General features: G+C 60.3%; 25 protein-coding genes. 15 read left to right on the plus strand and 10 right to left on the minus strand.

Translation table 11 applies throughout. The features are described 5' to 3' along the window. Positions 1–107: 107 nt before the first annotated feature. Positions 108–3,275: a bifunctional diguanylate cyclase/phosphodiesterase gene (locus C934_RS0123200; RefSeq protein ID WP_018858980.1), complete on the minus strand. Its 3,168-nt coding sequence runs from the start codon at positions 3,273–3,275 to the stop codon at positions 108–110. Between the two features lie 246 nt (positions 3,276–3,521). Here C934_RS0123200 and C934_RS0123205 point away from each other — a divergent pair, with 246 nt between their 5' ends. After that, complete coding sequence (locus C934_RS0123205; RefSeq protein ID WP_018858981.1) at positions 3,522–3,782, plus strand: DUF1344 domain-containing protein; 261 nt, start codon at positions 3,522–3,524, stop codon at positions 3,780–3,782. Positions 3,783–3,788: 6 nt separating this feature from the next. Here C934_RS0123205 and C934_RS0123210 read toward each other — a convergent pair whose 3' ends face one another. The 4 genes from C934_RS0123210 to C934_RS0123225 all read right to left on the minus strand — a co-directional run bounded on the left by C934_RS0123210 (position 3,789) and on the right by C934_RS0123225 (position 7,285). Then, a complete protein-coding gene (locus C934_RS0123210) occupies positions 3,789–4,379 on the minus strand; it encodes a histidine phosphatase family protein (RefSeq protein WP_018858982.1) in 591 nt (196 codons plus the stop codon). Positions 4,380–4,463: 84 nt separating this feature from the next. After that, positions 4,464–5,282, minus strand: a complete 819-nt coding sequence (gene fabI, locus C934_RS0123215) for an enoyl-ACP reductase FabI (protein WP_025661091.1) — start codon at positions 5,280–5,282, stop codon at positions 4,464–4,466. Positions 5,283–5,405: 123 nt separating this feature from the next. Then, positions 5,406–6,575, minus strand: coding sequence for a DnaJ C-terminal domain-containing protein (locus C934_RS0123220; RefSeq protein ID WP_018858984.1), 1,170 nt, complete (start codon positions 6,573–6,575; stop codon positions 5,406–5,408). 251 nt (positions 6,576–6,826) lie between these two features. Further along, complete coding sequence (locus tag C934_RS0123225) at positions 6,827–7,285, minus strand: RT0821/Lpp0805 family surface protein (RefSeq protein WP_018858985.1); 459 nt, start codon at positions 7,283–7,285, stop codon at positions 6,827–6,829. Positions 7,286–7,351: 66 nt separating this feature from the next. Here C934_RS0123225 and pdxH point away from each other — a divergent pair, with 66 nt between their 5' ends. Then, positions 7,352–7,972: a pyridoxamine 5'-phosphate oxidase gene (gene pdxH / locus C934_RS0123230; protein WP_018858986.1), complete on the plus strand. Its 621-nt coding sequence runs from the start codon at positions 7,352–7,354 to the stop codon at positions 7,970–7,972. A 5-nt stretch (positions 7,973–7,977) separates the two neighbouring features. On the opposite strand, the gene C934_RS0123235 is transcribed toward pdxH, so the two are convergent. Continuing rightward, positions 7,978–9,030 (minus strand): polysaccharide deacetylase family protein, encoded by a 1,053-nt coding sequence (locus C934_RS0123235; protein ID WP_018858987.1) that lies wholly within the window; start codon positions 9,028–9,030, stop codon positions 7,978–7,980. Positions 9,031–9,256: 226 nt separating this feature from the next. Between C934_RS0123235 and C934_RS0123240 the strand changes: the two genes are divergently transcribed. Next, positions 9,257–10,534, plus strand: a complete 1,278-nt coding sequence (locus C934_RS0123240) for a D-alanyl-D-alanine carboxypeptidase family protein (RefSeq protein ID WP_018858988.1) — start codon at positions 9,257–9,259, stop codon at positions 10,532–10,534. A 58-nt stretch (positions 10,535–10,592) separates the two neighbouring features. Beyond that, positions 10,593–10,901 (plus strand): pyrophosphatase, encoded by a 309-nt coding sequence (locus tag C934_RS0123245; protein ID WP_018858989.1) that lies wholly within the window; start codon positions 10,593–10,595, stop codon positions 10,899–10,901. On the opposite strand, the gene C934_RS0123250 is transcribed toward C934_RS0123245, so the two are convergent. The 3 genes from C934_RS0123250 to C934_RS0123260 form a co-directional block, all read right to left on the minus strand. Further along, entirely contained in the window at positions 10,898–11,395 is a 498-nt protein-coding gene (locus C934_RS0123250; RefSeq protein WP_018858990.1) for a GNAT family N-acetyltransferase, read from the minus strand. The genes C934_RS0123245 and C934_RS0123250 overlap by 4 nt on opposite strands. A 19-nt stretch (positions 11,396–11,414) precedes the next feature. Then, positions 11,415–12,830, minus strand: coding sequence for a metalloprotease TldD (gene tldD, locus C934_RS0123255; protein WP_018858991.1), 1,416 nt, complete (start codon positions 12,828–12,830; stop codon positions 11,415–11,417). An 84-nt stretch (positions 12,831–12,914) separates the two neighbouring features. After that, positions 12,915–13,502, minus strand: a complete 588-nt coding sequence (locus tag C934_RS0123260; protein ID WP_007793136.1) for an invasion associated locus B family protein — start codon at positions 13,500–13,502, stop codon at positions 12,915–12,917. 337 nt (positions 13,503–13,839) lie between these two features. Between C934_RS0123260 and coxB the strand changes: the two genes are divergently transcribed. The 6 genes from coxB (at position 13,840) to C934_RS0123290 (ending at position 19,156) form a co-directional block, all read left to right on the plus strand. Further along, a complete protein-coding gene (coxB, locus tag C934_RS0123265; RefSeq protein WP_025661096.1) occupies positions 13,840–14,733 on the plus strand; it encodes a cytochrome c oxidase subunit II in 894 nt (297 codons plus the stop codon). 18 nt (positions 14,734–14,751) lie between these two features. Next, positions 14,752–16,449 carry a cytochrome c oxidase subunit I gene (gene ctaD / locus C934_RS0123270; RefSeq protein ID WP_018858993.1) on the plus strand — a complete coding sequence of 566 codons (1,698 nt, stop codon included), beginning with the start codon at positions 14,752–14,754 and terminating at the stop codon, positions 16,447–16,449. 69 nt (positions 16,450–16,518) lie between these two features. Further along, positions 16,519–17,475: a heme o synthase gene (locus tag C934_RS0123275; RefSeq protein WP_018858994.1), complete on the plus strand. Its 957-nt coding sequence runs from the start codon at positions 16,519–16,521 to the stop codon at positions 17,473–17,475. After that, entirely contained in the window at positions 17,475–17,612 is a 138-nt protein-coding gene (locus C934_RS35255; protein ID WP_018858995.1) for a hypothetical protein, read from the plus strand. Before C934_RS0123275 ends, C934_RS35255 begins: the two co-directional genes overlap by 1 nt. A 1-nt stretch (position 17,613) precedes the next feature. After that, a complete protein-coding gene (locus C934_RS0123285) occupies positions 17,614–18,219 on the plus strand; it encodes a cytochrome c oxidase assembly protein (RefSeq protein ID WP_018858996.1) in 606 nt (201 codons plus the stop codon). Positions 18,220–18,277: 58 nt separating this feature from the next. Next, a complete protein-coding gene (locus tag C934_RS0123290; protein ID WP_018858997.1) occupies positions 18,278–19,156 on the plus strand; it encodes a cytochrome c oxidase subunit 3 in 879 nt (292 codons plus the stop codon). 62 nt (positions 19,157–19,218) lie between these two features. Here C934_RS0123290 and C934_RS0123295 read toward each other — a convergent pair whose 3' ends face one another. Then, positions 19,219–19,860 (minus strand): chloramphenicol phosphotransferase CPT family protein, encoded by a 642-nt coding sequence (locus tag C934_RS0123295; RefSeq protein ID WP_018858998.1) that lies wholly within the window; start codon positions 19,858–19,860, stop codon positions 19,219–19,221. A 131-nt stretch (positions 19,861–19,991) separates the two neighbouring features. On the opposite strand from C934_RS0123295, the gene C934_RS0123300 reads away from it, so the two are divergent. The 5 genes from C934_RS0123300 (at position 19,992) to rnhA (ending at position 23,691) form a co-directional block, all read left to right on the plus strand. Continuing rightward, complete coding sequence (locus C934_RS0123300; RefSeq protein WP_018858999.1) at positions 19,992–20,375, plus strand: DUF983 domain-containing protein; 384 nt, start codon at positions 19,992–19,994, stop codon at positions 20,373–20,375. Then, on the plus strand, positions 20,368–21,117 hold the full coding sequence (locus tag C934_RS0123305; protein WP_018859000.1) for an SURF1 family protein: 750 nt from the start codon (positions 20,368–20,370) through the stop codon (positions 21,115–21,117). The genes C934_RS0123300 and C934_RS0123305 overlap by 8 nt, the downstream gene beginning before the upstream one ends. A 62-nt stretch (positions 21,118–21,179) precedes the next feature. Next, positions 21,180–22,181 (plus strand): 4-hydroxy-3-methylbut-2-enyl diphosphate reductase, encoded by a 1,002-nt coding sequence (ispH, locus tag C934_RS0123310; RefSeq protein ID WP_018859001.1) that lies wholly within the window; start codon positions 21,180–21,182, stop codon positions 22,179–22,181. Between the two features lie 107 nt (positions 22,182–22,288). After that, positions 22,289–23,254 (plus strand): homoserine kinase, encoded by a 966-nt coding sequence (locus C934_RS0123315; protein WP_018859002.1) that lies wholly within the window; start codon positions 22,289–22,291, stop codon positions 23,252–23,254. Further along, a complete protein-coding gene (gene rnhA / locus C934_RS0123320) occupies positions 23,251–23,691 on the plus strand; it encodes a ribonuclease HI (protein ID WP_018859003.1) in 441 nt (146 codons plus the stop codon). The genes C934_RS0123315 and rnhA overlap by 4 nt, the downstream gene beginning before the upstream one ends. Positions 23,692–23,716 lie beyond the last annotated feature (25 nt).

A 23,716-nucleotide genomic window follows, 5' to 3' on the forward strand; every position in this document is an offset into this window, starting at 1 on the left:
AAATGCGCGACACTCATAGGCCAAAAAAACGCGGCGGCAAAAGCCTTTCTTTGCTCCAAATCGCCAACGAAAGGAAATGGTGTTTCCGCGGATTGTGAACGATGGCCTCAGGAGGCGATGCGCCAGGAGCTTTCGATTGCCATCTCCGTGAAATCCTCGAAGGACAGCGGGCGGGAGAAGGCATAGCCCTGCAGGAGGTCACAGCCGAGTTCGTCAAGGAGGGTGGCATGCGCTGCCGTTTCGACGCCCTCGGCCACCGTTTCGACGCCGAGCGAGCGGGCGATGTCGATGATCGAGCTGACCAGCGCGCGCTCCTGCGGCGAATTCATGATCGGCTGAACCAGCTGCCGGTCGATCTTCAGCCGCTTCGGCTTCAGCTTGAGGAGGCTGACAATCGACGTGTGACCCGTTCCGAAATCGTCGATTTCGATGTCGACCCCGAGCGTCTTGATCCGCTCGAGGTTATGCGCGGCTACATCCTCGCTTTCGTCGAGGAAGATCGACTCGACCAGTTCAAAGGAGAGTTCGCCGGGGCGGATCTGCAGGCCACTCAGCGATTCTGCGAGCATTTCGTCATGCAGCCGTCGCGCTGAAACGTTGACCGAAATCTTCGGAATGGTCACACCCCGTGCCGCCCAACGCATCTTGTCCTTCAGCGCGGTGTCGAGCACGATGCGGTCGAGCGTCTGGACGACGTTGATCTCGTCGGCGACCTTCAGGAACTTGTCCGGCGTCAACAATCCGCGGGAAGGATGCTGCCAGCGAACCAGGGCTTCGACGCCGGTGAGTTGCATCGTGCGCGCCGAGAACTGCGGCTGATACCAGGCGATAAACTCGCCGTTCTCGATGCCGGCAAGGATCTCGTCGGCCAGGCGCTTGTTGTTGATGATGTCGGCCTGGAGATTGTGATTGAAGAACTCGTAGCGGTTCCGGCCCTGGCTCTTGGCGCGGTAAAGGGCGATGTCGGCATTGATCAGCACCTTGCGTGCATCGACGTGCACGCCATTGGCGAGCGCGATGCCGATGGAGACGCCGCAGCGGCAGGCAAAGCCCTCGAAGTCGATCGGCTGGCGCATCTGCTCGATGATCCGGCCTGCAAGGGCAGACATATCCGTATCGCTGGCGTTGTGCGCCAGGATCACGAACTCATCGCCGCCGATACGCGCCACGAGGTCGTCTTGGCGTAGGTTCCTCGACAGTACCCGCGATGCATGGATCAGCATTGCGTCGCCTGCGGCATGGCCAAGCGTGTCGTTGATCTCCTTGAACCTGTCGAGGTCGATGTGGAGGATGGCGAATTTCTGCCGCTCGCTCCGCCCGTCGAGGGTCAGCCTTTCAAGCGCGATATCAAGCTTGCGGCGGTTGGCAAGCGCCGTCAGCGGGTCGTGCAGCGAATTGTGCTCGATGCGGTTCTTGGCGATCTCGAGTTCGATGTTCTTGGCGATCGCCTCGTCCTTGGCGGCCTTGAGCTGCACCGTCATCAGCGCATCCTCGGTGATGTCGAAGGCAACGCCGATAATCTTCAGTTTGCCGCCTGAGGTCTTATGCACCTTGCCAGTGGAGCGGACGTAACGCATCGCGCCGTCCTCGACGGGAACCCGACAGATCAGGGTATGAGTGTCACCAAGGTGCTTGAAATGACGCGCGCTTTCGCGAGCCAGTGCCTGGTCCTCCGGCAGAATGCAGGAAAGCCAGACCGGTTCGGTCATGAAGCCGACCCTTGGCTTCAGGCCATAGAGCTCGTGCATCCGGTCGTCCCAGATCGAGCCTTCATCACCGAGCGTCGCCTCCCATATCCCGCACTGATAGGTGTCGAGGGCCAGGTCCAGCTTACCTGAGAGTTCGGCGAGTTCAGCCTCGCGCCGCGACAGTTCGTCCAGCGCCATCTCCAGTTCGGCATTCTTGACGTCGCTGACATCCTTTGCCTTACGCAGGGTTTCGGCCGCTTCCGCGTCGGTGGTGACGTCCCAGACGATCCCGACCGTTTTGTCGTCGCCGGCCGCGTCCGTGTAGAAGGAGCCGATCGACCGCAGGTGTCGGACGCTGCCGTCCTCGGCGATGACGCGGTATTGTGTCTCGTAGGCTGAACCGGCGACGTGGTAGTTGAAGAAATGGACCTCCGCGAGGTGCCGGTCTTCGGCAACGATCGCGGCAAGCCAGTCTTCCAGCGAGTGACTGCCATCTTCTGCCGGCTTCCCGTGGAGCGCTGCGGCCCGGGCATCCCAGAAGAGCGTTTCGCCGTGGTCGTGCAGCTCCCATATGCCGATGTTCGACGACTCCAATGCCAGATTGAGGCGCTGCGACAGCTTGAGCAGCGTAGCTTCGCGCACCTTGAGTTGGACGATGTTGCGGTTTCGCTCGCCGAGCAGCAAGGTCGCGAAGAAGACTGGGACGATGGTGATGCAGCCTGCGGCAGCGATAATCAGCCGAAGCGTCGACTGGTTTTCCGGAATCGCGTTCCAACCGGTCTTCGGAGCCGCGGCAATTTCCCAGCGCCCGCCGGCAAAGGCGATCTTTCGCGTCATCGGCCGCTTGTCACGCAAATCCGGTGAGCCGAAAAAGGGTAGGGCCGAGTCCGCAAGAGCGAGGTCGCGAACCGCAATCGAGAGATGGTCGAGGTGCGGATATTTCTCCTGATTCTCACTGTTGTGCGCGGGCTTCAATCCGGTGTTCTGATAGAACATGTTCGCGTCGATCATAACCTCGACTGCGCCCCAGATACGGCGTTGCCCATTCTCCTTCACGAAGACGGGAAAGAAGATTCCGAAAGCTTCCTTGCCGTCGCTGGCGGCAATCGGTCCATAGAAACGCGCCTGCTCGGCGCTGGCGCGCGTCACCGCTTGACGGGCGAGGAGGACCTCGCGGACATCCTTGCCGATGCGACCTTTACCCGCTTGCGAGGGAAAGACATTGCCGACGATAAAGTTCGGCGCGATGGCGATATCCAGGAAGTGGGGATTCTGGATGAGCAGCCAGTTGATCTGCCGCTCCATCTCCTCGGCATTTACGCTGGAATTGACCGCAACCATGTTGGCCAAGTCGCGTACGACGGTAATGTCCATGTTGGTCTGCGCGCTGATGCGCGCACGAATCAGACTCACCTCGTTTTCCGTCCGGATCGTCAGTTCGCGCAGATGAGCGGCAGTATTGGCGCGGTCGAGCCCAAAGCCGACGATCACGACGACAATAGCAACGAGGCCGGAGACTAGGAGGGCAAGGCGTGTATTCCTGAAGACGCGCCGCAACGTGTTGCTGTCTTTGTGGCGGAATAGCAAAACCCAGTCTCCCATGTTCGAGGGAGACTTTAGATAGGGGCGGTTAATTTACGATTTCCCGGAAATCCTCTTTGCCAGAAAGGCGGACATACGGGGAAAATAATTAACGAATGCATGCGGTTATTGTTAAAGTACTATTCATTAATTGGACGCGGAAGATCATTCTTCCGGGCAAATTTCGCCATATTCGGGGGGTTATCTGTGCGCAGTTGGGTTATCGAGTCGCGTTTTCGAGGGAAGTCCGCCATGCGCTTCGTAGTAGCTACGCTTTTGGCCACAGCGAGTTTCTTGTCGCCGATCGGCGGATTTGCTGAAAGCGCGGACGTCGAGGCGACGATCAAGAAGGTCGATATGACCAATCTCAGCCTCACTCTGGATGACGGAAAAACCTACCAAGCGCCGGAAGAGTTCAATTTCGAGGGGCTGAAGGCGGGCGTCAAGGTTATCGTCTTCTATACCGAGGTCGACGGCAAGCGCGTCATCAACGATCTCGATGTCGTTCAGTAATCGGAACTAGATCCAGCCGATCGACCCGTTGTCCCGATCAATCTTAAGGATCCGGTCCTGCGGAATCTCGCCCTCTGCCGCTTCGTCCTTCGGTAAGGCCGCAATGGTCCTGAAAAGACTGCGTATGACGCCGCCATGAGTCACGCAAACCGTAGGCTTGTCGACGGAATTCAACCAGGACGCCACGCGCCAGGACATGATTTCGTAGCTCTCCGCGTCGTCTCCTGGCGGAATGAAATCCCATTTGTTGAGATTACGCTCGGTGATGCGGTCCCGGGCCGTTGCCTTTAATTCCTTGATCGTGAAACCTTCCCAAGCGCCGAAGGAAACCTCCACTAGGCGCTCGTCGGTTCGATAATCTTTCGACGGAAGACCCATCGCCTCGCGCATGATCTCCATCGTGGCGCGGGTTCGCGCGAGCGGGCTCGCGACGAAGTCAAAGGGGATTGCCTCGACTTTCAGGATTTCTGCGAGGTCGATACCATTCTGCCACGCCTGCGCTCTGCCGATGGCATTGAGCGGGATGTCCTTCTGCCCTTGCAGGCGGCGTTCGGCGTTCCAGTCTGTCTGGCCGTGTCTGACGACGTAGATAAGCAATGATCGGCTCCGTTTACGGCACGCAACCCCTCAATCGCTGTCGCGAAGAAGGGGTCGCGAGCACGACGCAGCAAAGGAGTGCGATCAGTCCTTTATGACGGAAATGTCCGGTGCGTCTACCGCCTTCATGCCGACGACGTGATAGCCGCTGTCGGCATGGTGGACTTCGCCGGTGACCGAGCGAGAAAGATCCGAAAGCAGATATAGGCCGACATCGCCGACCTCTTCGATCGTCACCGTCCGACGCAGCGGCGCATTGTATTCGTTCCACTTCAGAATGTAGCGGAAGTCGCCGATGCCGGAAGCTGCAAGCGTCTTGATCGGGCCGGCGGAGACGGCGTTGACGCGAATGTTCTTCGGTCCGAGGTCGACCGCCAGGTACTTCACGCTGGCTTCCAGCGCCGCCTTGGCAACGCCCATTACGTTGTAGTTCGGCATGACCTTCTCGGCGCCGTAATAGGTCAGAGTCAGCATGGAGCCGCCATCCGTCATCAGCCTCTCGGCGCGACGCGCCACCGAGGTGAAGGAATAGACGGAGATCTGCATGGTCTTGGCGAAGTTGTCGGCCGAGGTATCGACATAGCGGCCGGTCAACTCGTCCTTGTCCGAAAAGCCGATCGCGTGAACGATGAAGTCGATCTTGCCCCACAGCTTTTCGACGTGGTCGAAGACGGCATCGATGGTCGACTCGTCGCTGACATCGCAATGTCCGGCAAGAACGCCGTTTACCTCTGCAACCAGGGGCTCGACGCGCTTCTTCAGTGCATCACCCTGGTAGGTAAATGCGATTTCGCCGCCCTGTGCATGAATAGCCTTGGCAATACCCCACGCAATCGAACGATTGTTGGCAACGCCCATGATGACGCCGCGCTTGCCTGACATGAGGCCTGTTGCCTGAGCCATATTTTGCCCCCTAAGAAATTCTGATAGGTCCTGCCTATGGCATAGGCTGCTAATCGGTTCAAGATTAGTAGCAATCATCAACTGTTAGGGATCGTAACAAAGGGTGCGCTTGTCACCTAAATTTCACAGAAACAGCCCGTTCTTCATGCTTCGCATCAGATCGGTGACTTTGTCGTCAGGTTTTTCCCACAACATAATGCGCAGTTCGACGACGAGATCTCCCTTGCCGCCATCTGCGTTCGCAAGTCCCTGACCGGAAATTCGGATCGTCTTGTCGGAGCCAGACCAGGCGGGAACCGTGACGTTGATCGGCCCGCGAGGGCCCTCGATGCGCGCATCGGTTCCGAGCACGGCATTTTCGATCGTCACCGGCAGCACGGTGTGCAGGTCGAAGCCACTGACGGTAAACCGCTCATCGGGCGCAATGTGGATATTGATGACCGCATCGCCCCGCTGCATGCCGGTCAGCTTGTGGCCTTGGCCCTTGAGACGTACCTGGTGGCCTTCCGTCGTACCGGCGGCCAGCGCAAATCCGGCCTCCCGGCCTTCGCCGAGATCGACCGTCAGCCAGCTGCCCTTGATGAGATCGTCGATGCTCACGGTCTTCGTTGCGAACTGGTCGGGCACCTTTTCAGGTGCCTGCTGCGTCCCGCTGCCGGTGAAGCGACGCACCAGGGAAGTCAGCAAGCTGAGTGGCTGCATGATCGCAGAGGCCTGAGCGGCCGCGTCCTCGGCAGCCTGCTGCTCAGCCTCGGCCTTGCCGGCCTCCGGCTGTTTGTCTGCGATCGCGGCCTCCGGTTCCGGCCGCCTCGCGGCACCAGCGCTAAAACCCTGGTCGCGACCACCACCGGCTGCGGCGCGTGCCTGCGTGCCGAAGATACGTTCGATCATTTCTTCTGCCGGTTCGGCAGCACCCGTCTTCTGCTGGTTGGCGGCATCGGCCGCGGTCTTCTGGGCGGCGGCGCGCGCGAGTTCTTCCATCACGCGCTCGGCATTGGCTTGCGCTGCCTTGGCACGCATGGCAGCTTCGCGAGCCGCCTGGCGCTGTTGCATGATCGTGTTCTCATTGGCTTTGGCTTCCGCCATGCGCGCGGCATTGTCGAAGAGGCTCCGCTTCTTCGGATCCTTCAACGTCTCATAGGCGCGGCCAATCTCGGCAAAGCGGGCGCTCGCCGTCGGATCACCCTGATTGTGGTCCGGGTGAACCGCCTTGGCCATGTGGCGCCAGGCTGCCTTGATCTCGTCCTGCCCCGCGTCCCGCTTGACGCCCAAAATCTTATAAGGATCGCGCATGTCCCCAAACCGCCGGTGTTCCGATGCGGTGTGCCTGTCCCTTGCCCTAGCACCCCGAAGCCTCTGACTTGGCGCTCGGCCTCATCCCCAGGGAAGCAGCCGTGCGCACGTCAGGCGGATTGTGAGTAGAAGTTGCTAATCAGTTCTTAGCCCGCGTGGCGGACAACTCGCTTTTGCGCCGAATGGTTAGCCTTTTGCTAAACATCATGAGAGGACGGAACCGCGCGCGTTAAGCACGCAACGCGCGGCACTCAGCTTTCCGGCTGGAAACTCATCAGTTGCCAGTTGCCGCCGCCGACCAGGCAGGTCTTGCCGTAAAATTTCGCGATGCCGACATAGGAGTGCCGCGTCGTGCGGAACTGGCGGCAAACCTGGCCGGAATCCGTGTTCTCGACGATCGTGTCGATGACGCCGGCGCTGCCGGTCGAGGCATTCGCCCAGGGGAGGGGGCGTCCCTCCAACCTTTGGATATCGGCCGAGGTCACGGCGTTGCCGACGGTCATTTCGTCGGAAATCGAGTCGCTCGTCGGCGCTGGCTGTGGCACGGTGCCAGTCGCAACCGACCGATCGACCTTCGAGCTGCTGAAGAGGTCCAATCCGCTGGAGACGCAGGCGGAGAGGGAGAGCACCGCCGTACCGACAACGCAGAGGTCCGCGCTGCGACGCAGCAGACCCTTTGTATGGCGATCTGACTTTGCTATGACTTCCACCCTGCGTCCTGTCCAGTAGCTAAAAGCTGGGCAAACTTCGAATAAACCCGGGGCATTTGAGCTAATATGTCGGCAAATGAGTTAACAAGCGGTGACTTCACCGAGCGATACGAACCCTTCGATCTTTTCTCGGAGTGGCTGAAAGAGGCAGAAGCTTCCGAGATCAATGACCCGAATGCGGTAGCGCTTGCGACGGTCGACGAGGACGGCCTTCCCAACGTCCGCATGGTACTCCTTAAGGGATTCGATCACGACGGCTTTGTCTTCTACACGAATTTCGAGAGCCAGAAAGGCCAGGAAATTCTCGGACAGAAGAAGGCGGCCATGTGTTTCCACTGGAAAACGCTGCGCCGCCAGGTTCGGTTGCGCGGGCCTGTCGAAGCTGTGACGGACGAAGAAGCAGACGCTTACTTCAAGACGCGCGCCCGCGGCAGCCGGATTGGCGCCTGGGCGTCGAAGCAGTCGCGGCCGCTGGAGAGCCGGTTCGCGCTTGAGAAAGCTGTTGCCGAATACACCGCCCGCTACGCGATCGGCGAGATCCCGCGTCCTGCGCATTGGTCGGGCTTTCGGATCCGGCCGGTGTCGATCGAGTTCTGGAAGGACCAGAAGTTCCGCCTGCATGATCGTATCGAGTTTCGCCGGGCTTCGCCGGAAGGCGATTGGACGAAGGTTCGCATGTATCCGTGAAGCGTTCAGCTCCTGTTTGGCGCAAACCGAAACGGAATACCGGAGGCAAGGCCGGACACGTACCGCACCTTTTGATAGAGACCGTTGATCGAAAGCCTCGGCAGATAGGTCATGTTGTTGAGCGAGCGCTTCGTGACGACACCCGCCTGTGTCGTCACCGCGAGGTCGAAACCGACTTCGCGCGCGATCTGTGCCTGTCTCTGGGTTACGGCCTCGCGCGTGCCATAAGGGTAGGCGAAGGAGCCCGGCCGGTGTCCGGTGATCGCTGCAACGTAGTCGCGGGACACCTCCATCTCGTCGCGAACCTCCTGATCGGAGAGGCGTGAGATCGCCCGGTGGCTGATTGTATGGGCGCCGAGTGAGGCGAGGGGGCTCGCCTCAAGCAGATTGAATTCCGCCGGTGTCATGACGAGATCGTCGACGATTTCGTCCGGATCGATCTCGTGCTTTCGCGCCATCAGGTCGATGGCCGCGACGGCGGCGCGTTCGTCATGTCGATGAAGATGGCTGGCGATGCGCGCGAAAGCGCGGCCCTTTGCTTCGGTCGTCGTGATGTCAAGCATCTCGTGGCCACTACCGAAATCGAAGCCGAGCCTCTCCTCTCTCCGCAGAAGCGCTGCCAGCGTCTCCCACCAGATCGTATGCGTGCGTTCGGCGAGGCCCTTGGCGACGAATACCGTGAAAGGCGCATCGTACTTTTCGAAGATGGGCAGGGCGTAGACGAGATTGTTGCGGTAGCCGTCATCGAGCGTGAAGGCGGCAAAGGGCTGGCTGGACCCGGTTTGCGAAAGCAGCGCTGGAATCTCGTGGAGCGCCACGAAACGATAGCCGTCGCTCATCAGGCGATCGAGAACGAGATCGAGGAATACCGGCGTGATTTCCAGGTGCGCGTTCGGCGCGAAAGCGGTTTCCTCGCGTGGACGGACATGATGGAGCGTGCAGATGGCCCCAAGTCCGCGCGCGCCGCGCATCACGCCTGCTGCGCGCAGGAGGTTGGCCGTCTCAAGACCGCCTGCAATCGCAATCTGCTTTGCAAGCCCTTTGATACTCGCCGCCATCTCAACTGCTCGCTGGTTTCTGGAGCCGCGAAACTAGCAAGCCTGCGGTTAAGTGTTGCTGAATGAAGATTTTTGAGTGTCCTCTTTACGGGATTTTCACTATGAAAGGTAAAACTTGACAAAAATGGTACCGGTTGCCGCAAAGTCGCGCCATATCGGCGACTGCTGTAGTGGAACGGGACAAATCCGAATGGCGCCGGCTATTCGTTCATTGAGGGGAAATTTCATGAAGAAGCTGTTGGCCGCGATTATGACAGCGACGCTCGTCGTTGCGGCGCCGTTGACCGCGATGGCAGGCAGCGCCTCCCTGATCCTGGATGCCCGAACCGGCAAGGTGCTCAGTGCCGAGAACGCCGATGTGCTGAATCATCCCGCGTCGCTGACGAAGATGATGACCATTTATATGGCCTTCGAGGCGATCAAGCGCGGCAAGATCAGCTGGAACACTCCGCTTGTCATGTCGAGATACGCCGCCTCGCGGCCGCCGACAAAGCTCGGCGTTCGCGCGGGCGATTCCATCACCGTTCAAGAAGCAATCCTCGGCATGATCACCAAGTCGGCCAACGATGCTGCCGCAGCCATGGCCGAGAAGCTCGGCGGTTCCGAAGCCAACTTTGCAGCCATGATGACGCAGAAGGCGCGGCAGCTCGGCATGCGCCGTACGGCCTTCTACAATGCCTCCGGCCTTCCGGATGGTCGGCAGGTCACTACGGCGCGGGACATGTCCACGCTTGCCGTGGCGCTGATGCGGAATTTCCCGAGCGAATACCGCCTGTTCTCGACGGCGAGCTTCACGTTCCGTGGGCGCACGATCCGCGGCCACAACAATCTGATGTACCGCTACCAGGGCATGGACGGCATCAAGACGGGTTATACCAACGCGTCTGGCTTCAATCTGGTCAGCGCTGTCAAGGATGGCGACCGCCGGGTCGTCGGCGTCGTGCTCGGTGGCCGCACTGCCCGCAGCCGCGACGCCAAAATGGCCGGTCTGCTCGACAAGTTTCTTGGCCGCTCGGCGGGCGGCAACCTCGTCGCGAGCACCAACTCGCGCCAGACAGTCGAAGTTGCTTCGGCTGCCGCTGATGCCGATCTGCCGATCCCGGGAACTGCGCCGCGCACCAATGATCTCGCGCCGAAGGCGCTCGGCTTTCTGAGCGATACGACTGTACCGTTGGAGCGCCCGTTCGCCGCCGCCGAACCCGCCAATGCCGGCAAGATCGCCGCCAAGTCCGCAGGCGCGCCGTCGGCATCCGGCGACTGGCAGATCCAGATCTCGGCTGCATCGAGCGACGATGCCGCCCGTGCCCTTCTGGCCCAGGCCAAGGCCGAAGGTGGTGCGGCACTGAAGGCCGCATCGCCTTATACCGAGGCTGTCGGCAATGGCGCGAACAAGGTCTATCGCGCTCGCTTTATCGGCTTTCAGAGCCGCGAGGCCGCTACATCTGCCTGCGACGCGCTGAAGCAGCGTTCCTACGACTGCATGCTGTTGCCCGATCACGGCTGATCCATCTCGACTTTCCGACAGAATCAGGGTTCTCCTTTGTAAACAAAAGGAGAACATGATGCTGAGTGATCTCGCCGAAAAGTTCGAGCGTGCGTCGCGGAACTACGCCGATGCCAACGGCATCGAGCGCGACGCCGACTGGTTTCTGCTGAAGCTTCAGGAGGAAATCGGCGAGCTTACCCAGGCTTGGAACCGTGTCAGCGGGAGAGGGCGCAAAAAGGGCAGGTCGGATGAGGAGCTACGGCTGGACCTTGCCGACGAGGCGGCCGATGTCCTCGGCCACATCCTTCTTTTCGCGCACAGGAACGATCTGGATCTCTCAGCGGCAATCAAGCGCAAATGGCTCTTCCGGCCAGAGCAGCGCTAGGCTGCAGTGATCCTGCGCCGATAGAATTTGCTGTCCACGGCCATCAGTGGGAACGATGGCGGAAGCTCACTTTTCGAAACTTCGGCGAATCCATTCTTCTCGTAGAACCGGTGGGCGGCGAGGAATTTGTCCGTGGTCCCAAGGAAGATGTCTTTGATCCCCTGAGCCTCCGCATGGTCAACCAACCCGGCAAGAAGACGGGCTGCGACTCCATGTTCGCGACCGCGCACATCGGCAGCAACAAACATCTTGCGCAGCGCCGTCTGGCTGTTGCCGATGTCCTTCAGCCCGATCGTGCCGACGATCTGGCCATTGCGCACCGCCACCCAGAACTGACCTTTTCCGGATTGATAGAAATCAGGAATGGCGGCGAGATCAGGCTGGTCGTCGGCTGTGATCGCGATGCCGAATTCCTCGCGCTGGATCGGCAGGATCACCGCGAAAACATCATCGATATCGGAGGCAACGAAAGGTCTGATTTCGATTTCGCTCATCGCCGCTGCTCGTTCTAGACTAGGCTTTCGTGCCGCCGACGGTGATCTGATCCATCCTGAGGTGCGGCTGGCCGACACCAACCGGAACCCATTGCCCAGCCTTGCCGCAATTGCCGATCCCGGTGTCGAGCTTCATGTCATTGCCGACCATTGAAACACGCTTCATGGCGTCCGGCCCGTTGCCGATCAGCATCGCGCCCTTGATCGGGGCGCCAATCTTGCCGTTGTCGATCAGGTAGGCCTCCGTGCAGCCGAACACGAACTTGCCCGATGTGATATCCACCTGGCCGCCGCCGAACGAAACCGCGTAAATGCCCCTCTTGACGGAGGAAATGATTTCCTCCGGCGTCTTGTCGCCACCCAGCATGTAGGTGTTGGTCATGCGGGGCATTGGAACGTGGGCATAGCCCTGCCGACGGCCGTTGCCCGTCGGTGTCATGCCCATCAGGCGGGCGTTCTGTCGGTCCTGCATGTACCCGACCAGCTTGCCGTTTTCGATCAGCACGTTGTAGCCGGACGGCGTGCCCTCGTCATCGATGGTGATCGAGCCGCGGCGGTTGTCGATCGTACCGTCGTCAACGACTGTGACGCCGGGCGCCGCAACCATCTGGCCGAGGAGACCGGCAAAGGCCGACGTCTTTTTCCGGTTGAAATCCCCTTCGAGACCGTGGCCTACCGCTTCGTGCAACATGACACCCGGCCAGCCGGAACCAAGCACGACGTCCATGGTGCCGGCGGGCGCCTCGATCGCCTCCAGGTTCACCAGCGCTTGCCGCAAGGCTTCGTCGGCGCCGTATTGCCAGTTGTCCTCGGCGATGAAATCGCCAAAACCGATGCGGCCGCCGCTGCCGTAGGAACCGCTCTCCTGGCGGTCGCCTTCGCCTGCAATGACCGAGATGTTGATACGCGTCATCGGCCGGATATCGCGAACGCGGTGACCATCGGCGCGCAGAATATCGACAACCTGCCAGCTGGCGGCGATCGATGCGGTCACCTGGCGCACCTTGGCGTCCTTGCCGCGCAGATAGGCGTCGATGTCCTGTAACACCTTGACCTTCTCTTCGAAGGTCGGCGTGCCGATCGGGTTCTCGTCGGAATAGAGCTTCTTGTTGGTCCGCTGGGGAGCCGCCGCATAGCTGCCCGCATGACCGCGGGTGACGGCGCCAACCGCATCGGCGGCGCGCTTCAGGGCCGCGACGGAGAGGTCGCCCGCATGCGCATAGCCGACCGCTTCGCCGGCAACTGCGCGCAGGCCGAAGCCTTGCTCGGTGTTGAAGCTGCCGCCCTTGAGGCGTCCGTTATCGAACATCAGCGATTCCGCCTGGGAATGTTCGATGTAGAGCTCCCCATCATCAGCGCCGGAAAGCGCCTCGGCAACAAGCGAGCGCATCTTCGCTTCGTCGGCATCGAAAAGCGTCAGGAGATCCGTATTCATATCTTTATGCTCCGCTGAAGCAGGAATGCTATCAGCCGATGTAGGTTCGGTGGACGGTTCGAGCAAGCCCCGAAGGCGAGACGATCAGGGGAGGGCGTCGTAGCCTTCAGCGAAACCCTTGAGGTCGACAGGAATGCCGATCCCCTCTTCCGGCGTCTGGAAGACGATGAAGGTGGCGCTCGCGCCGCTGCGGAAGGTCTTCAGCAGCTCGTCCTCGAGAACGACCTCAGCGTAGCAGCCATCGGCGAAGCAACGTACGAAATAGGCGCGGCCGATATCCTTGCCGTCGACGTTAAGGCCGAGGCCGTTCGGCAGCAGGACGCCGAGCGGGGCGAGGACGCGCAGGATTTTTGACTTGCGGTCGGCGGTCTTCAGCACCACGACGGAGAGACCGACCTCAGGCCGATCCTCGGCTATGACGTTCTGCATCAAGGCGCACTGCTCGGTCGAGGCGCCGGCCGGCTTGTCGCAGACGACCGACCATGCGCCGTGGTTCGACTTTACGGTGCCGGGTGCCTGCGGCTGCGTCTGGCCGGGCGTTGCCTGTGTGGCGGGAGCTTGGGGCGCGGGCTGTGCCGGCGCGGGCTGCTGCTGGGCGAAAGCGGGAGCAGTCGCTGCGGCCGCAATGCACGCTGTCAGCACGAACGGCCGTGCGAGGGAACGGAAACCCATGAAAACCTCTGCAATTCGAATCAGTGCCGCTAAATTGGGGCGCGCCACCAAAAATGAAAAGCCCCACCCGCTGAAAAGCCGGGGACTACGGCGGAAATGGGACGTTTATCCGAGAATGTTGGCGTAGTCGGGCGCTGCACAAGCTTTATTTCGTCGGTGATAGCGAAAAGATGGAATGTTTCTTTATGCTTGGATCAAGCTGTTTGAATGCGAAAATGCCGCACGAACAAACGCTTTGGGCGGTTGCGATCAATGACAAACTGTGGTTTGAAGCGCTGAGATGGCAAGGATTCTGTGCGCGATTTTGCACGGACCAGCGCTCGAGGGAGATATTAAGGTGATTAAGAAGGCTTCTGCAGCTCTGACCGCGCTGGTCTGTCTGCTTTTTGCTTCCGGCAGTTATGCCGACCAGCCGCAGCCGTGGCAGGCAACATTGCAGCCGGCAGCCACGCCGATCATGCGAGACATTCATTGGTTTGAGCAATATACCCTGTGGTTTATCGTTCCGATCACGCTTTTCGTGTTGGTCCTTCTTATTGTCGTCTGTCTGAAGTTCCGCTCCGGTGCCAATCCGGTGCCTTCCAAAACGAGCCACAATACGCTGATCGAAGTCGCATGGACCGTGGGACCGGTTCTCGTGCTTCTTTTCCTCGCGGTGCCTTCGTTTAACCTTTTGACCGCCCAGCTGACTTTGCCGGAAAATCCGGATGTCACCATCAAGGCGACGGCCACCCAGTGGCAGTGGAACTATGAATATGAAGGCTCGGGCGAAACCCCGGTCGCTTTCGACTCCTATCTTCTGAAGGATCAGGACCGCGCCGCTGCCGGCAAGGAAGACAAGTCGCGTTATCCGCGCCTCCTGGCCGTGGACAATGAGCTGGTCCTGCCTGTCAACAAGACCGTCCGTGTTCTCGTGACGGCTGCTCCCACCGACGTCATTCACGCTTTTGCAATGCCGTCTTTCGGCGTCAAGATCGACGCCGTACCGGGTCGCCTGAACGAAACCTGGTTCCGTGCCGAGCGGGAAGGCCTGTTCTACGGCCAGTGCTCCGAACTCTGCGGCAAGGACCATGCGTTCATGCCGATCGCTATCCACGTCGTTTCCGAGGACAAGTACAAGCAGTGGCTCGCCGGTGCTGCTACTGATCTGCCTGGGGCGTACAAGACACTCATGGCCGCAACCGATGGTCCCGCAAAGACCGTCGACGTTGCCGAAAACGTCGCACAGTAAGGGAAGAGGGAACGGGACATGGCTGGACCTTCCGCACACGATCATTCGCATGATCACGGTCATGGCGCACACGCCCATGACGACCATCACGATCACTCGCACAAGCCGAGCTTCATCAATCGCTGGTTCTTTTCGACGAACCACAAGGATATCGGCACGCTTTACCTGATCTTCGCGATCATGGCCGGCATCGTCGGCGGCGCGCTCTCCGTTGCCATGCGCATGGAGCTGCAGGAGCCGGGCATCCAGATCTTCCACGGTCTGGCATCGATGGTTTACGGCTATGAAGGCGACGCCGCCATCGACGGCGCCAAGCAGATGTTCAACATGTTCACCACAGCGCACGCGCTGATCATGATCTTCTTCATGGTCATGCCGGCGATGATCGGTGGCTTCGCCAACTGGATGGTGCCGATCATGATCGGTGCGCCTGACATGGCGTTCCCGCGTTTGAACAACATCTCCTTCTGGCTGATCGTTCCGGCCTTCCTTCTGCTGGTCATGTCGATGTTCGTCGAAGGTCCGGCGGGCGCTTACGGCGCAGGCGGCGGCTGGACGATGTATCCGCCGCTGTCGAGCTCCGGCACGCCGGGTCCGGCTGTCGACCTTGCGATCTTCGCGCTCCACATTGCCGGTGCGTCCTCGATCCTCGGTGCGATTAACTTCATCACCACGATCCTGAACATGCGCGCTCCGGGCATGACGCTTCACAAGATGCCGCTCTTTGCCTGGTCGGTTCTGATCACCGCCTTCCTGCTTCTGCTGTCGCTCCCGGTTCTTGCCGGCGCCATCACCATGATGCTGACCGACCGCAATTTCGGTACGTCCTTCTTCGTGCCGGAAGGCGGTGGCGACCCTATCCTCTACCAGCACCTGTTCTGGTTCTTCGGTCACCCCGAAGTATACATCCTGATCCTGCCCGGCTTCGGCATCGTCAGCCACATCATCTCGACCTTCTCGCGCAAGCCGATCTTCGGCTACCTCGGCATGGCCTACGCCATGGTCGCGATCGGTGCCGTCGGCTTCGTCGTCTGGGCGCACCACATGTATACGGTCGGCCTGTCGCTCGACGCGCAGCGCTACTTCGTGTTCGCAACGATGGTCATCGCCGTTCCGACGGGCGTGAAGATCTTCTCCTGGATCGCGACGATGTGGGGTGGCTCGATCAGCTTCCGCACGCCGATGGTCTGGGCGATCGGCTTCATCTTCCTGTTCACCGTCGGTGGCGTGACGGGCGTCCAGCTCGCCAATGCCGGTCTCGACCGCTCCCTGCATGACACCTATTACGTCGTGGCTCACTTCCACTACGTTCTGTCGCTTGGCGCCGTCTTCGCCATCTTCGCTGCTTGGTACTACTGGTTCCCGAAGATGACCGGCTACATGTACAACGAGTTCATTGGCACGCTGCACTTCTGGGTCATGTTCATCGGCGTCAACCTGGTGTTCTTCCCGCAGCACTTCCTTGGCCTCGCGGGCATGCCGCGCCGCTACATCGACTACCCGGATGCGTTTGCCGGCTGGAACTATGTTTCCTCGATCGGTTCCTACATCTCGGCCGTCGGCGTGCTGATCTTCCTCGTCGGTGTCTTCGAAGCCTTCGCCAGGAAGCGCGTTGCCGGTGACAATCCGTGGGGTGAAGGCGCAACGACGCTCGAATGGCAGCTGTCTTCGCCGCCGCCGTATCACCAGTGGGAACAGCTCCCGCGCATCAAGTAAGATGCGAGAAATCGCGACCGCCGCGTGTTACAGTGCGGCGGTCGGCTTACAAGTTTGCAGGACAATAGAATGACAGTTATCGGCAATCGCAAAGCTCTTGCACACGACGGCGAGTTCCGCCTGTCGGAGGCGAGCGCGCGCGATTATTTTGAGCTTCTGAAGCCGCGCGTCATGTCGCTCGTGGTCTTCACGGCATTTGCCGGTCTCGTTCTGGCACCGGGGCACATCAATCCGGTTCTCGGTCTCATTGCCATCCTGTGCATCGCCATTGGCGCAGGCGCTTCAGGCGCGCTCAACATGTGGTACGACGCCGATATCGATGCGATCATGACCCGCACAGCAAAGCGTCCGATACCGGCCGGTCGTGTCGCTCCGCGCGAGGCGCTGGCATTCGGCTTGGTGCTTTCCTGTTTTTCGGTGGTTATCCTGGGGCTCGCCGTCAATTGGCTCGCAGCCTCGATCCTCGCCTTCACGATTTTCTTCTACGCCGTGATTTATACGATGTGGCTGAAGCGCTCGACGCCGCAGAACATCGTTATCGGCGGTGCCGCCGGCGCCTTTCCGCCGATGATCGGCTGGGCCTGCGTGACGGGTACCGTCACGATCGAAAGCTTCGTGCTCTTCATGATCATCTTCCTCTGGACGCCAGCCCATTTCTGGGCGCTGGCTCTGTTCAAGATGAAGGATTATGAGGCCGTCGGTGTTCCGATGCTGCCCAATGTCTCGGGTGAGCGCACCACCAAGCATCAGATTGTTGCCTATGCCGTGCTGACGGCGGTGTGCGGCGTGCTGCCGACTGTCCTAGGCTTTGCGAGCCTCGGCTACGGCCTGGTTGCCGCAGTCCTGGGCGCAATCTTCATCTACTGTTCCATCGCCGTCTGGCGGATGCCGGACGGCGATGAGAAGATGATCCCGGCCAAGAAGCTCTTCGGCTACTCAATCCTGTATCTTTTCGCAATTTTCTCCGCCCTGATGTTCGACCGGCTGGCGGCCGTGCTCGTTTCGCATGCGGGAGGCATTTTCTGATGGACGTCGTCAAGCTTACGGAAGCGCAACGCAAGTCGCGCCGCAATCGCAACGTCGCTCTTGGCCTGGTTCTGGCCGGCCTTGTCGTACTCTTCTACGCGGTCACGATCGTGAAGTTCACATCGGGGCACATGTAAGATGAGCGAGATGCAGAGCACGCCGAGGAAACAGCGCAACAATGGCGCCGTCGTTTTCATGTGCCTTGCCTTCGTCGTCGGCATGGGCGCTGCGAGCTATGCGGCTGTTCCGCTCTATCGGATGTTCTGCCAGCTTACTGGTTACAACGGCACGACACAGCGCGTCGAGCAGGCCTCCAGCGTGATTCTCGACCGCAAGATGCGCGTCACCTTCGACGCCAACATTGCGCCGGGTCTCGACTGGGAGTTCAAGCCGGTCCAGCGCGAGGTCAACCCGCGCATCGGCGAAACCGTTCAGGTGAATTTCACCGCGGTGAACAAGTCGAACGAGCCACAGCGCGGCCAGGCGGTGTTCAACGTCACCCCCGGCGAAGCTGGCGTCTATTTCAACAAGGTGCAGTGCTTCTGCTTCAACGAGACTGTGTTGAGGCCGGGCGAAAAGCTTGAAATGCCGGTCGTATTTTACATTGACCCTGACATTACCAAGGCCGTGGAATCGAAAGATATCCACACTGTTACCTTGTCCTATACGTTCTACCCTAAAGAGGGTCCGAAGCCGGTGGCTTCGAATGAGGGTGGAACGGTAAAGCTTGAAAAGAAACTTTGATTGAGGTTCGTGTCCGGCGATGCCGGAGCGGAGAGGAAGAGATCCGGGGATAGCTTACATGGCTGATGCGCATCAGAAACATCACGACTACCACATCATCGATCCGAGCCCGTGGCCGCTGCTGGCTTCGATCGGCGCGTTGATCATCACCTTCGGCGGCGTTGGCTTCATGCGCTACCTCAACGGTGGCTCGCTGCATCTCTTCGGCGTCGAATGGGCGCATCCGTGGCTGTTCTTCATCGGCCTCGCGCTCATCCTCTACGTCATGTTCGGCTGGTGGTCGGACACGGTGAAGGAAGCGAATGAGGGCGCTCATACGCGCGTCGTCTCGCTGCACCTTCGCTACGGCATGATCATGTTCATCGCTTCCGAAGTGATGTTCTTCGTCGCCTGGTTCTGGGCCTACTTCGACGCCAGCCTGTTCCCGAATGAAGCGATCCAGGCCTCGCGCGTTGCCTTCACCGGTGGCCAGTGGCCGCCGAAGGGCATCGAAGTCCTCGACCCCTGGCACCTGCCGATCTACAACACCGTCATCCTGCTGCTGTCGGGCACGACCGTCACCTGGGCGCATCACGCGCTGCTGCATAACGACCGCAGGGGCCTGATCCAGGGCCTGACGCTGACCGTTCTGCTCGGTGTCCTATTCTCGAGCGTGCAGGCCTACGAATACGCGCACGCTCCGTTCGCCTTCAAGAACTCGATCTACGGCGCGACCTTCTTCATGGCGACCGGTTTCCACGGCTTCCACGTTCTGGTCGGAACGATCTTCCTGCTGGTCTGCCTGCTGCGCGCGATCCGCGGCGACTTCACGCCGAAGCAGCATTTCGGCTTCGAAGCGGCGGCCTGGTACTGGCACTTCGTTGACGTCGTCTGGCTCTTCCTGTTCTTCTGCATCTACGTCTGGGGCGGCTGGGGCGCTCCGTTGGCGGCAGGCTGAGCGGGCTGTCTGGAATTTGAATAGGGCGGGTGCCACGGCACCCGCCCTATTCGTTTTGGGGATTAGCGCATGGCGGCGATGCGCTCGAACGCGGAGGGTTCCGGAATGCCGAGGTCCAGGCGTTGCCGGATCGCCTCGGCGCATTCGAAAGGCGTCAATACAGAGGTATCGACCTCCAGGTCGTAGATGCCGGGGATATGCACCTGCTCCTGCCAGAGCTGGACCGGATGGGGGACGGCGTCGTGTTCGTCGGCGCGCACATACAGCGTATGCCGTCCGGGCGCAGGAATGTTTCGCCTTTTCATGATGACCTTGATTGGACATTTGACGCCGACGAAAAGCACCGGCAATCCCTCAAGCCGACGCGCGCAATCGGAAAGAATACCGAGCGGCCGAGAGTAGCTGTCGTGATGACCGAGGTCAGCCACCACATTGAGCCCGAGGCCGGCATGGATTGCAATCGACTCGTAAAGCGCAGCATAGAAGAACGGCACCATCTCCTCGAGGTCGGGACGTTCCCCACCCGGGCGGAGCCCGATGCCCGGCAGATAGCGTTCCGGGGTCATGTCGTTGTAGGTGTCGACGCCGAGGTTCATCCAGGGACCGTCGAAGTGCTCCTGGATCGTGTTGGCGATCGACGATTTTCCACTGCGCGGGGCGCCGTTCAGAATGACGATCTGTCCGGCCGAGCTGTCGTATGTCATCAGTTTTCTTCTTCTGTTTGGCGCGAATCGCTGAGGCGAAAGAGCGCAGGTATTTCCTTTCCCTCTGCGAATACTTTATGGGTGAGTTAAGGCAGACGCACAGGTTGGCCATAGGCAATTGGAAGGATGGCATGAACGAGGACAGCGCGCATTTTCCACCGGTCGATCCGGTGAAGACAGGCATCAGGGGATGCTGCCCGCGCTGCGGCCAGGGGAAGCTCTTTGATGGCCTGCTCGCGCTGAAGCCCCGCTGCTCGGCCTGTGGTCTGGACTACGCCTTTGCCGATGCTGGCGATGGCCCCGCCGTGTTCGTCATTTTGATCGTCGGCTTCATTATCATCGGCTCGGTGTTGTGGCTGGAAGTCAACTACGCGCCGCCGATCTGGCTGCACATTATGCTGTTCGGCCCCCTGACCGTCATTCTCTCCCTGCTTGCCCTTCGCTGGTGCAAGGGGATTCTGATCGCGATGCAGTATCGCCACAACGCCAGCGAGGGGCGCATTTCCCGTGACTGAATTTCATGTTTCGGCGTCACGCCGAAAGCGACCGGTCCTCACCGGCATCGCGGTGGTCATTGCGCTTGCCATCCTCCTCTCGCTCGGCACCTGGCAGGTCGAACGGCTGCACTGGAAGGAAAAGCTGTTGGCCAATATCACCGAGCGCCGGCAGGCGTCGCCGGCATCGCTTGCTGATATCGAACGAATGGCCGCGACGGGCGAGGATATCGACTATCGCCACATCACGGTCAGCGGCGAATACGTCAACAGCAAGGAGCGGCACTTCTTTGCGACCTGGCATGGCCAGACGGGTTTCTATGTCTACACCCCGCTGCAGTTTGCCGATCGCCGCTATCTCTTCGTCAACAGAGGTTTCGTTCCTTACGACAACAAGGAGCCGGAAATGCGGATGCAGGGCCAGCTCACCGATCAGCAAACGGTGACCGGCCTTGCTCGTGCAAAACTTCCGGGCAAGCCGTCCTGGGTGGTGCCTGATAATGATGTCGCCAAGAATATCTTCTACTGGAAGGACCTCGACGTGATGGCGTCGAGCGTCGGGCTCGACAAGGCCGAGGTGGTTCCGTTCTTCGTGGATGCGGACGATACCCCCAATCCGAAGGGGCTGCCGATCGGCGGGGTCACCGATGTCGATCTGCCCAACAACCATCTGCAATATGCCTTCACATGGTTTGGGCTTGCGGCAACGCTTGTCATCATCGTCGTAGTCGCGCGTTTCCGTAAGCGGGGTCCCGCGCAATAGTATCGCTTCAATTCTTGCCTATATTGGGCTAGAGAGCCCTATCCCTACGAACCGGAACAGACATGAATATTGCGGCGAAACCTCCCTTGACGATCAGGCTCTGCGGACCGCGCGGCTTTTGCGCAGGCGTCGACCGTGCCATCCAGATTGTCGTGCTGGCGCTGAAATCCTACGGTGCGCCTGTTTATGTCCGCCACGAGATCGTCCACAATCGCTATGTGGTCGAAGGCCTGGAAGCCAAGGGTGCCGTCTTCGTCGAGGAGCTCGACGAGATCCCGGAAGAGCACCGCGCTCAGCCGGTCGTCTTCTCCGCGCATGGCGTGCCAAAATCCGTGCCGGAGGATGCAAGCGCCCGCAACCTCTTCTATCTCGACGCCACATGCCCGCTGGTCTCCAAGGTGCACAAGCAGGCGATGCGCCACAACAAGCTCGGTCGCCATGTCGTTCTGATCGGCCACGCGGGCCACCCGGAAGTGATCGGCACGATGGGCCAACTGCCGGAGGGCACGGTCTCTCTCATCGAGACGGTCGAGGACGCCGACGTCTATCAGCCCGCCGATCCCGACAATCTCGGCTACGTGACGCAGACGACCCTGTCTGTGGACGATACGGCCGGCGTGATCGCGCGCCTGCAGGAACGTTTCCCCAATCTGACCGCACCGGCGGCCGACTCGATCTGTTACGCCACGACCAACCGGCAGGAAGTGGTGAAGCAGGCAGCCCCCGGCTGCGATCTCTTCATCATCGTTGGAGCGCCGAATTCCTCGAACTCCAAGCGGCTCGTCGAGGTGGCTCTGCGGGCAGGGGCCAAGAAATCGCTCCTTGTGCAACGCGCCTCGGAACTGGATTGGGACGAGATCGGCCCGATCTCCACGCTTGGTCTGTCAGCCGGTGCATCGGCGCCCGAGGTGATCGTCAACGAGATCATCGAGGCCTTCCGCGCGCGCTTCGACGCCAAGGTCGAGCTTGCCGAGACGGTTCAGGAAAACGAGCATTTCCTCGTCAACCGCGAACTGCGCAGCATAGAGCTGACGCATGAGGATATGGCGTGGGTGAACGGGTGAGCCGCAATCCCGGTTAGGGGAGCAGTCGTCGAGGGGACGATTGCGGTGGCTGCCAACGCTCTGCGGGGCGCTGGCGTTCGATTGATCAAGCTTTCGTGGGACGTAAATTGGCAGTCTATACCGATATTTCCGAAGACGATTTGAAGTGGTTCCTGACGGAGTACGACACCGGAACGCTGCTCTCCTACAAGGGGATCGCGGAAGGCGTCGAGAACTCGAACTTCCTGCTGCACACCACCAAGGATCCGTTGATCCTCACCCTTTACGAGAAGCGCGTCGAGAAGAACGATCTGCCGTTCTTTCTGGGGCTGATGCAGCATCTGGCCGCTCGCGGTCTGTCCTGCCCGCTGCCGTTGCCGCGAAAGGACGGGGCCTTGCTTGGTACGCTGTCCGATCGCCCGGCGGCGCTGATCTCGTTCCTGGAAGGCATGTGGCTGCGCAAGCCGGAAGCCAAGCATTGCCGCGAGGTCGGCAAGGCGCTGGCAATGATGCACGTCGCTGGCGACGGCTTCGAGTTGAAGCGGCCCAATGCGCTGTCGGTCGATGGCTGGAAGGTACTCTGGGAGAAGTCCGAGGCTCGCGCCGACGAGGTGGAGAAGGGGCTGCAGAACGAGATCCGCACGGAGCTCGATTTTCTCGCGGCCCACTGGCCGAAGGACCTGCCTGACGGTGTCATCCATGCGGATCTTTTCCCCGACAACGTCTTCTTCCTCGGCGACGAGCTATCGGGCCTGATCGATTTCTATTTCGCCTGCAACGACCTCTTGGCCTACGACGTCTCGATTATCCTGAACGCCTGGTGCTTCGAGAAGGATGGCGCCTACAACATCACCAAGGGCATGGCGATGCTGGAAGGCTACCAGAGCGTCCGACCGCTCAGCGATGCCGAACTGGCAGCACTACCGATCCTTTCGCGCGGTTCGGCATTGCGCTTCTTCCTGACGCGCCTCTACGACTGGCTGACGACGCCGGAGGGGGCGCTGGTCACCAAGAAGGACCCGCTCGAATATCTGCGCAAGTTGCGCTTCCACCGGCAGATCGCCAACGCCGCGGAATACGGACTCTCGGCATGAAGCACGTCGATATCTACACCGACGGCGCCTGCTCCGGAAATCCCGGCCCCGGCGGCTGGGGCGCGGTGCTGCGCTATGGCGAAGTCGAAAAGGAACTGTCGGGCGGTGAGGCGGAGACGACCAACAACCGCATGGAGCTGCTGGCCGCCATCTCGGCGCTGACGGCGCTGAAGAGCGCGTGTGAGGTCGACCTCCACACCGACAGCAAATACGTAATGGACGGCATCTCCAAGTGGATCTTCGGCTGGAAGAAAAACGGCTGGAAGACCGCCGACAAGAAGCCGGTAAAGAACGGCGAACTTTGGCAGGCGCTAGACGCCGCCAACCAGCGCCACAAGGTCAAGTGGCACTGGGTCAAGGGCCACGCCGGCCATCCGGAAAACGAGCGCGCCGACGAGCTCGCCCGCAAGGGCATGGAGCCGTTCAAGAAGCGCTAGACTTGGTGCTCGGAATGGTGCGGAA

The sequence above is a fragment of the Rhizobium sp. 42MFCr.1 genome, assembly GCF_000377185.1.
GTDB classification, from domain to species: domain Bacteria; phylum Pseudomonadota; class Alphaproteobacteria; order Rhizobiales; family Rhizobiaceae; genus Rhizobium; species Rhizobium altiplani.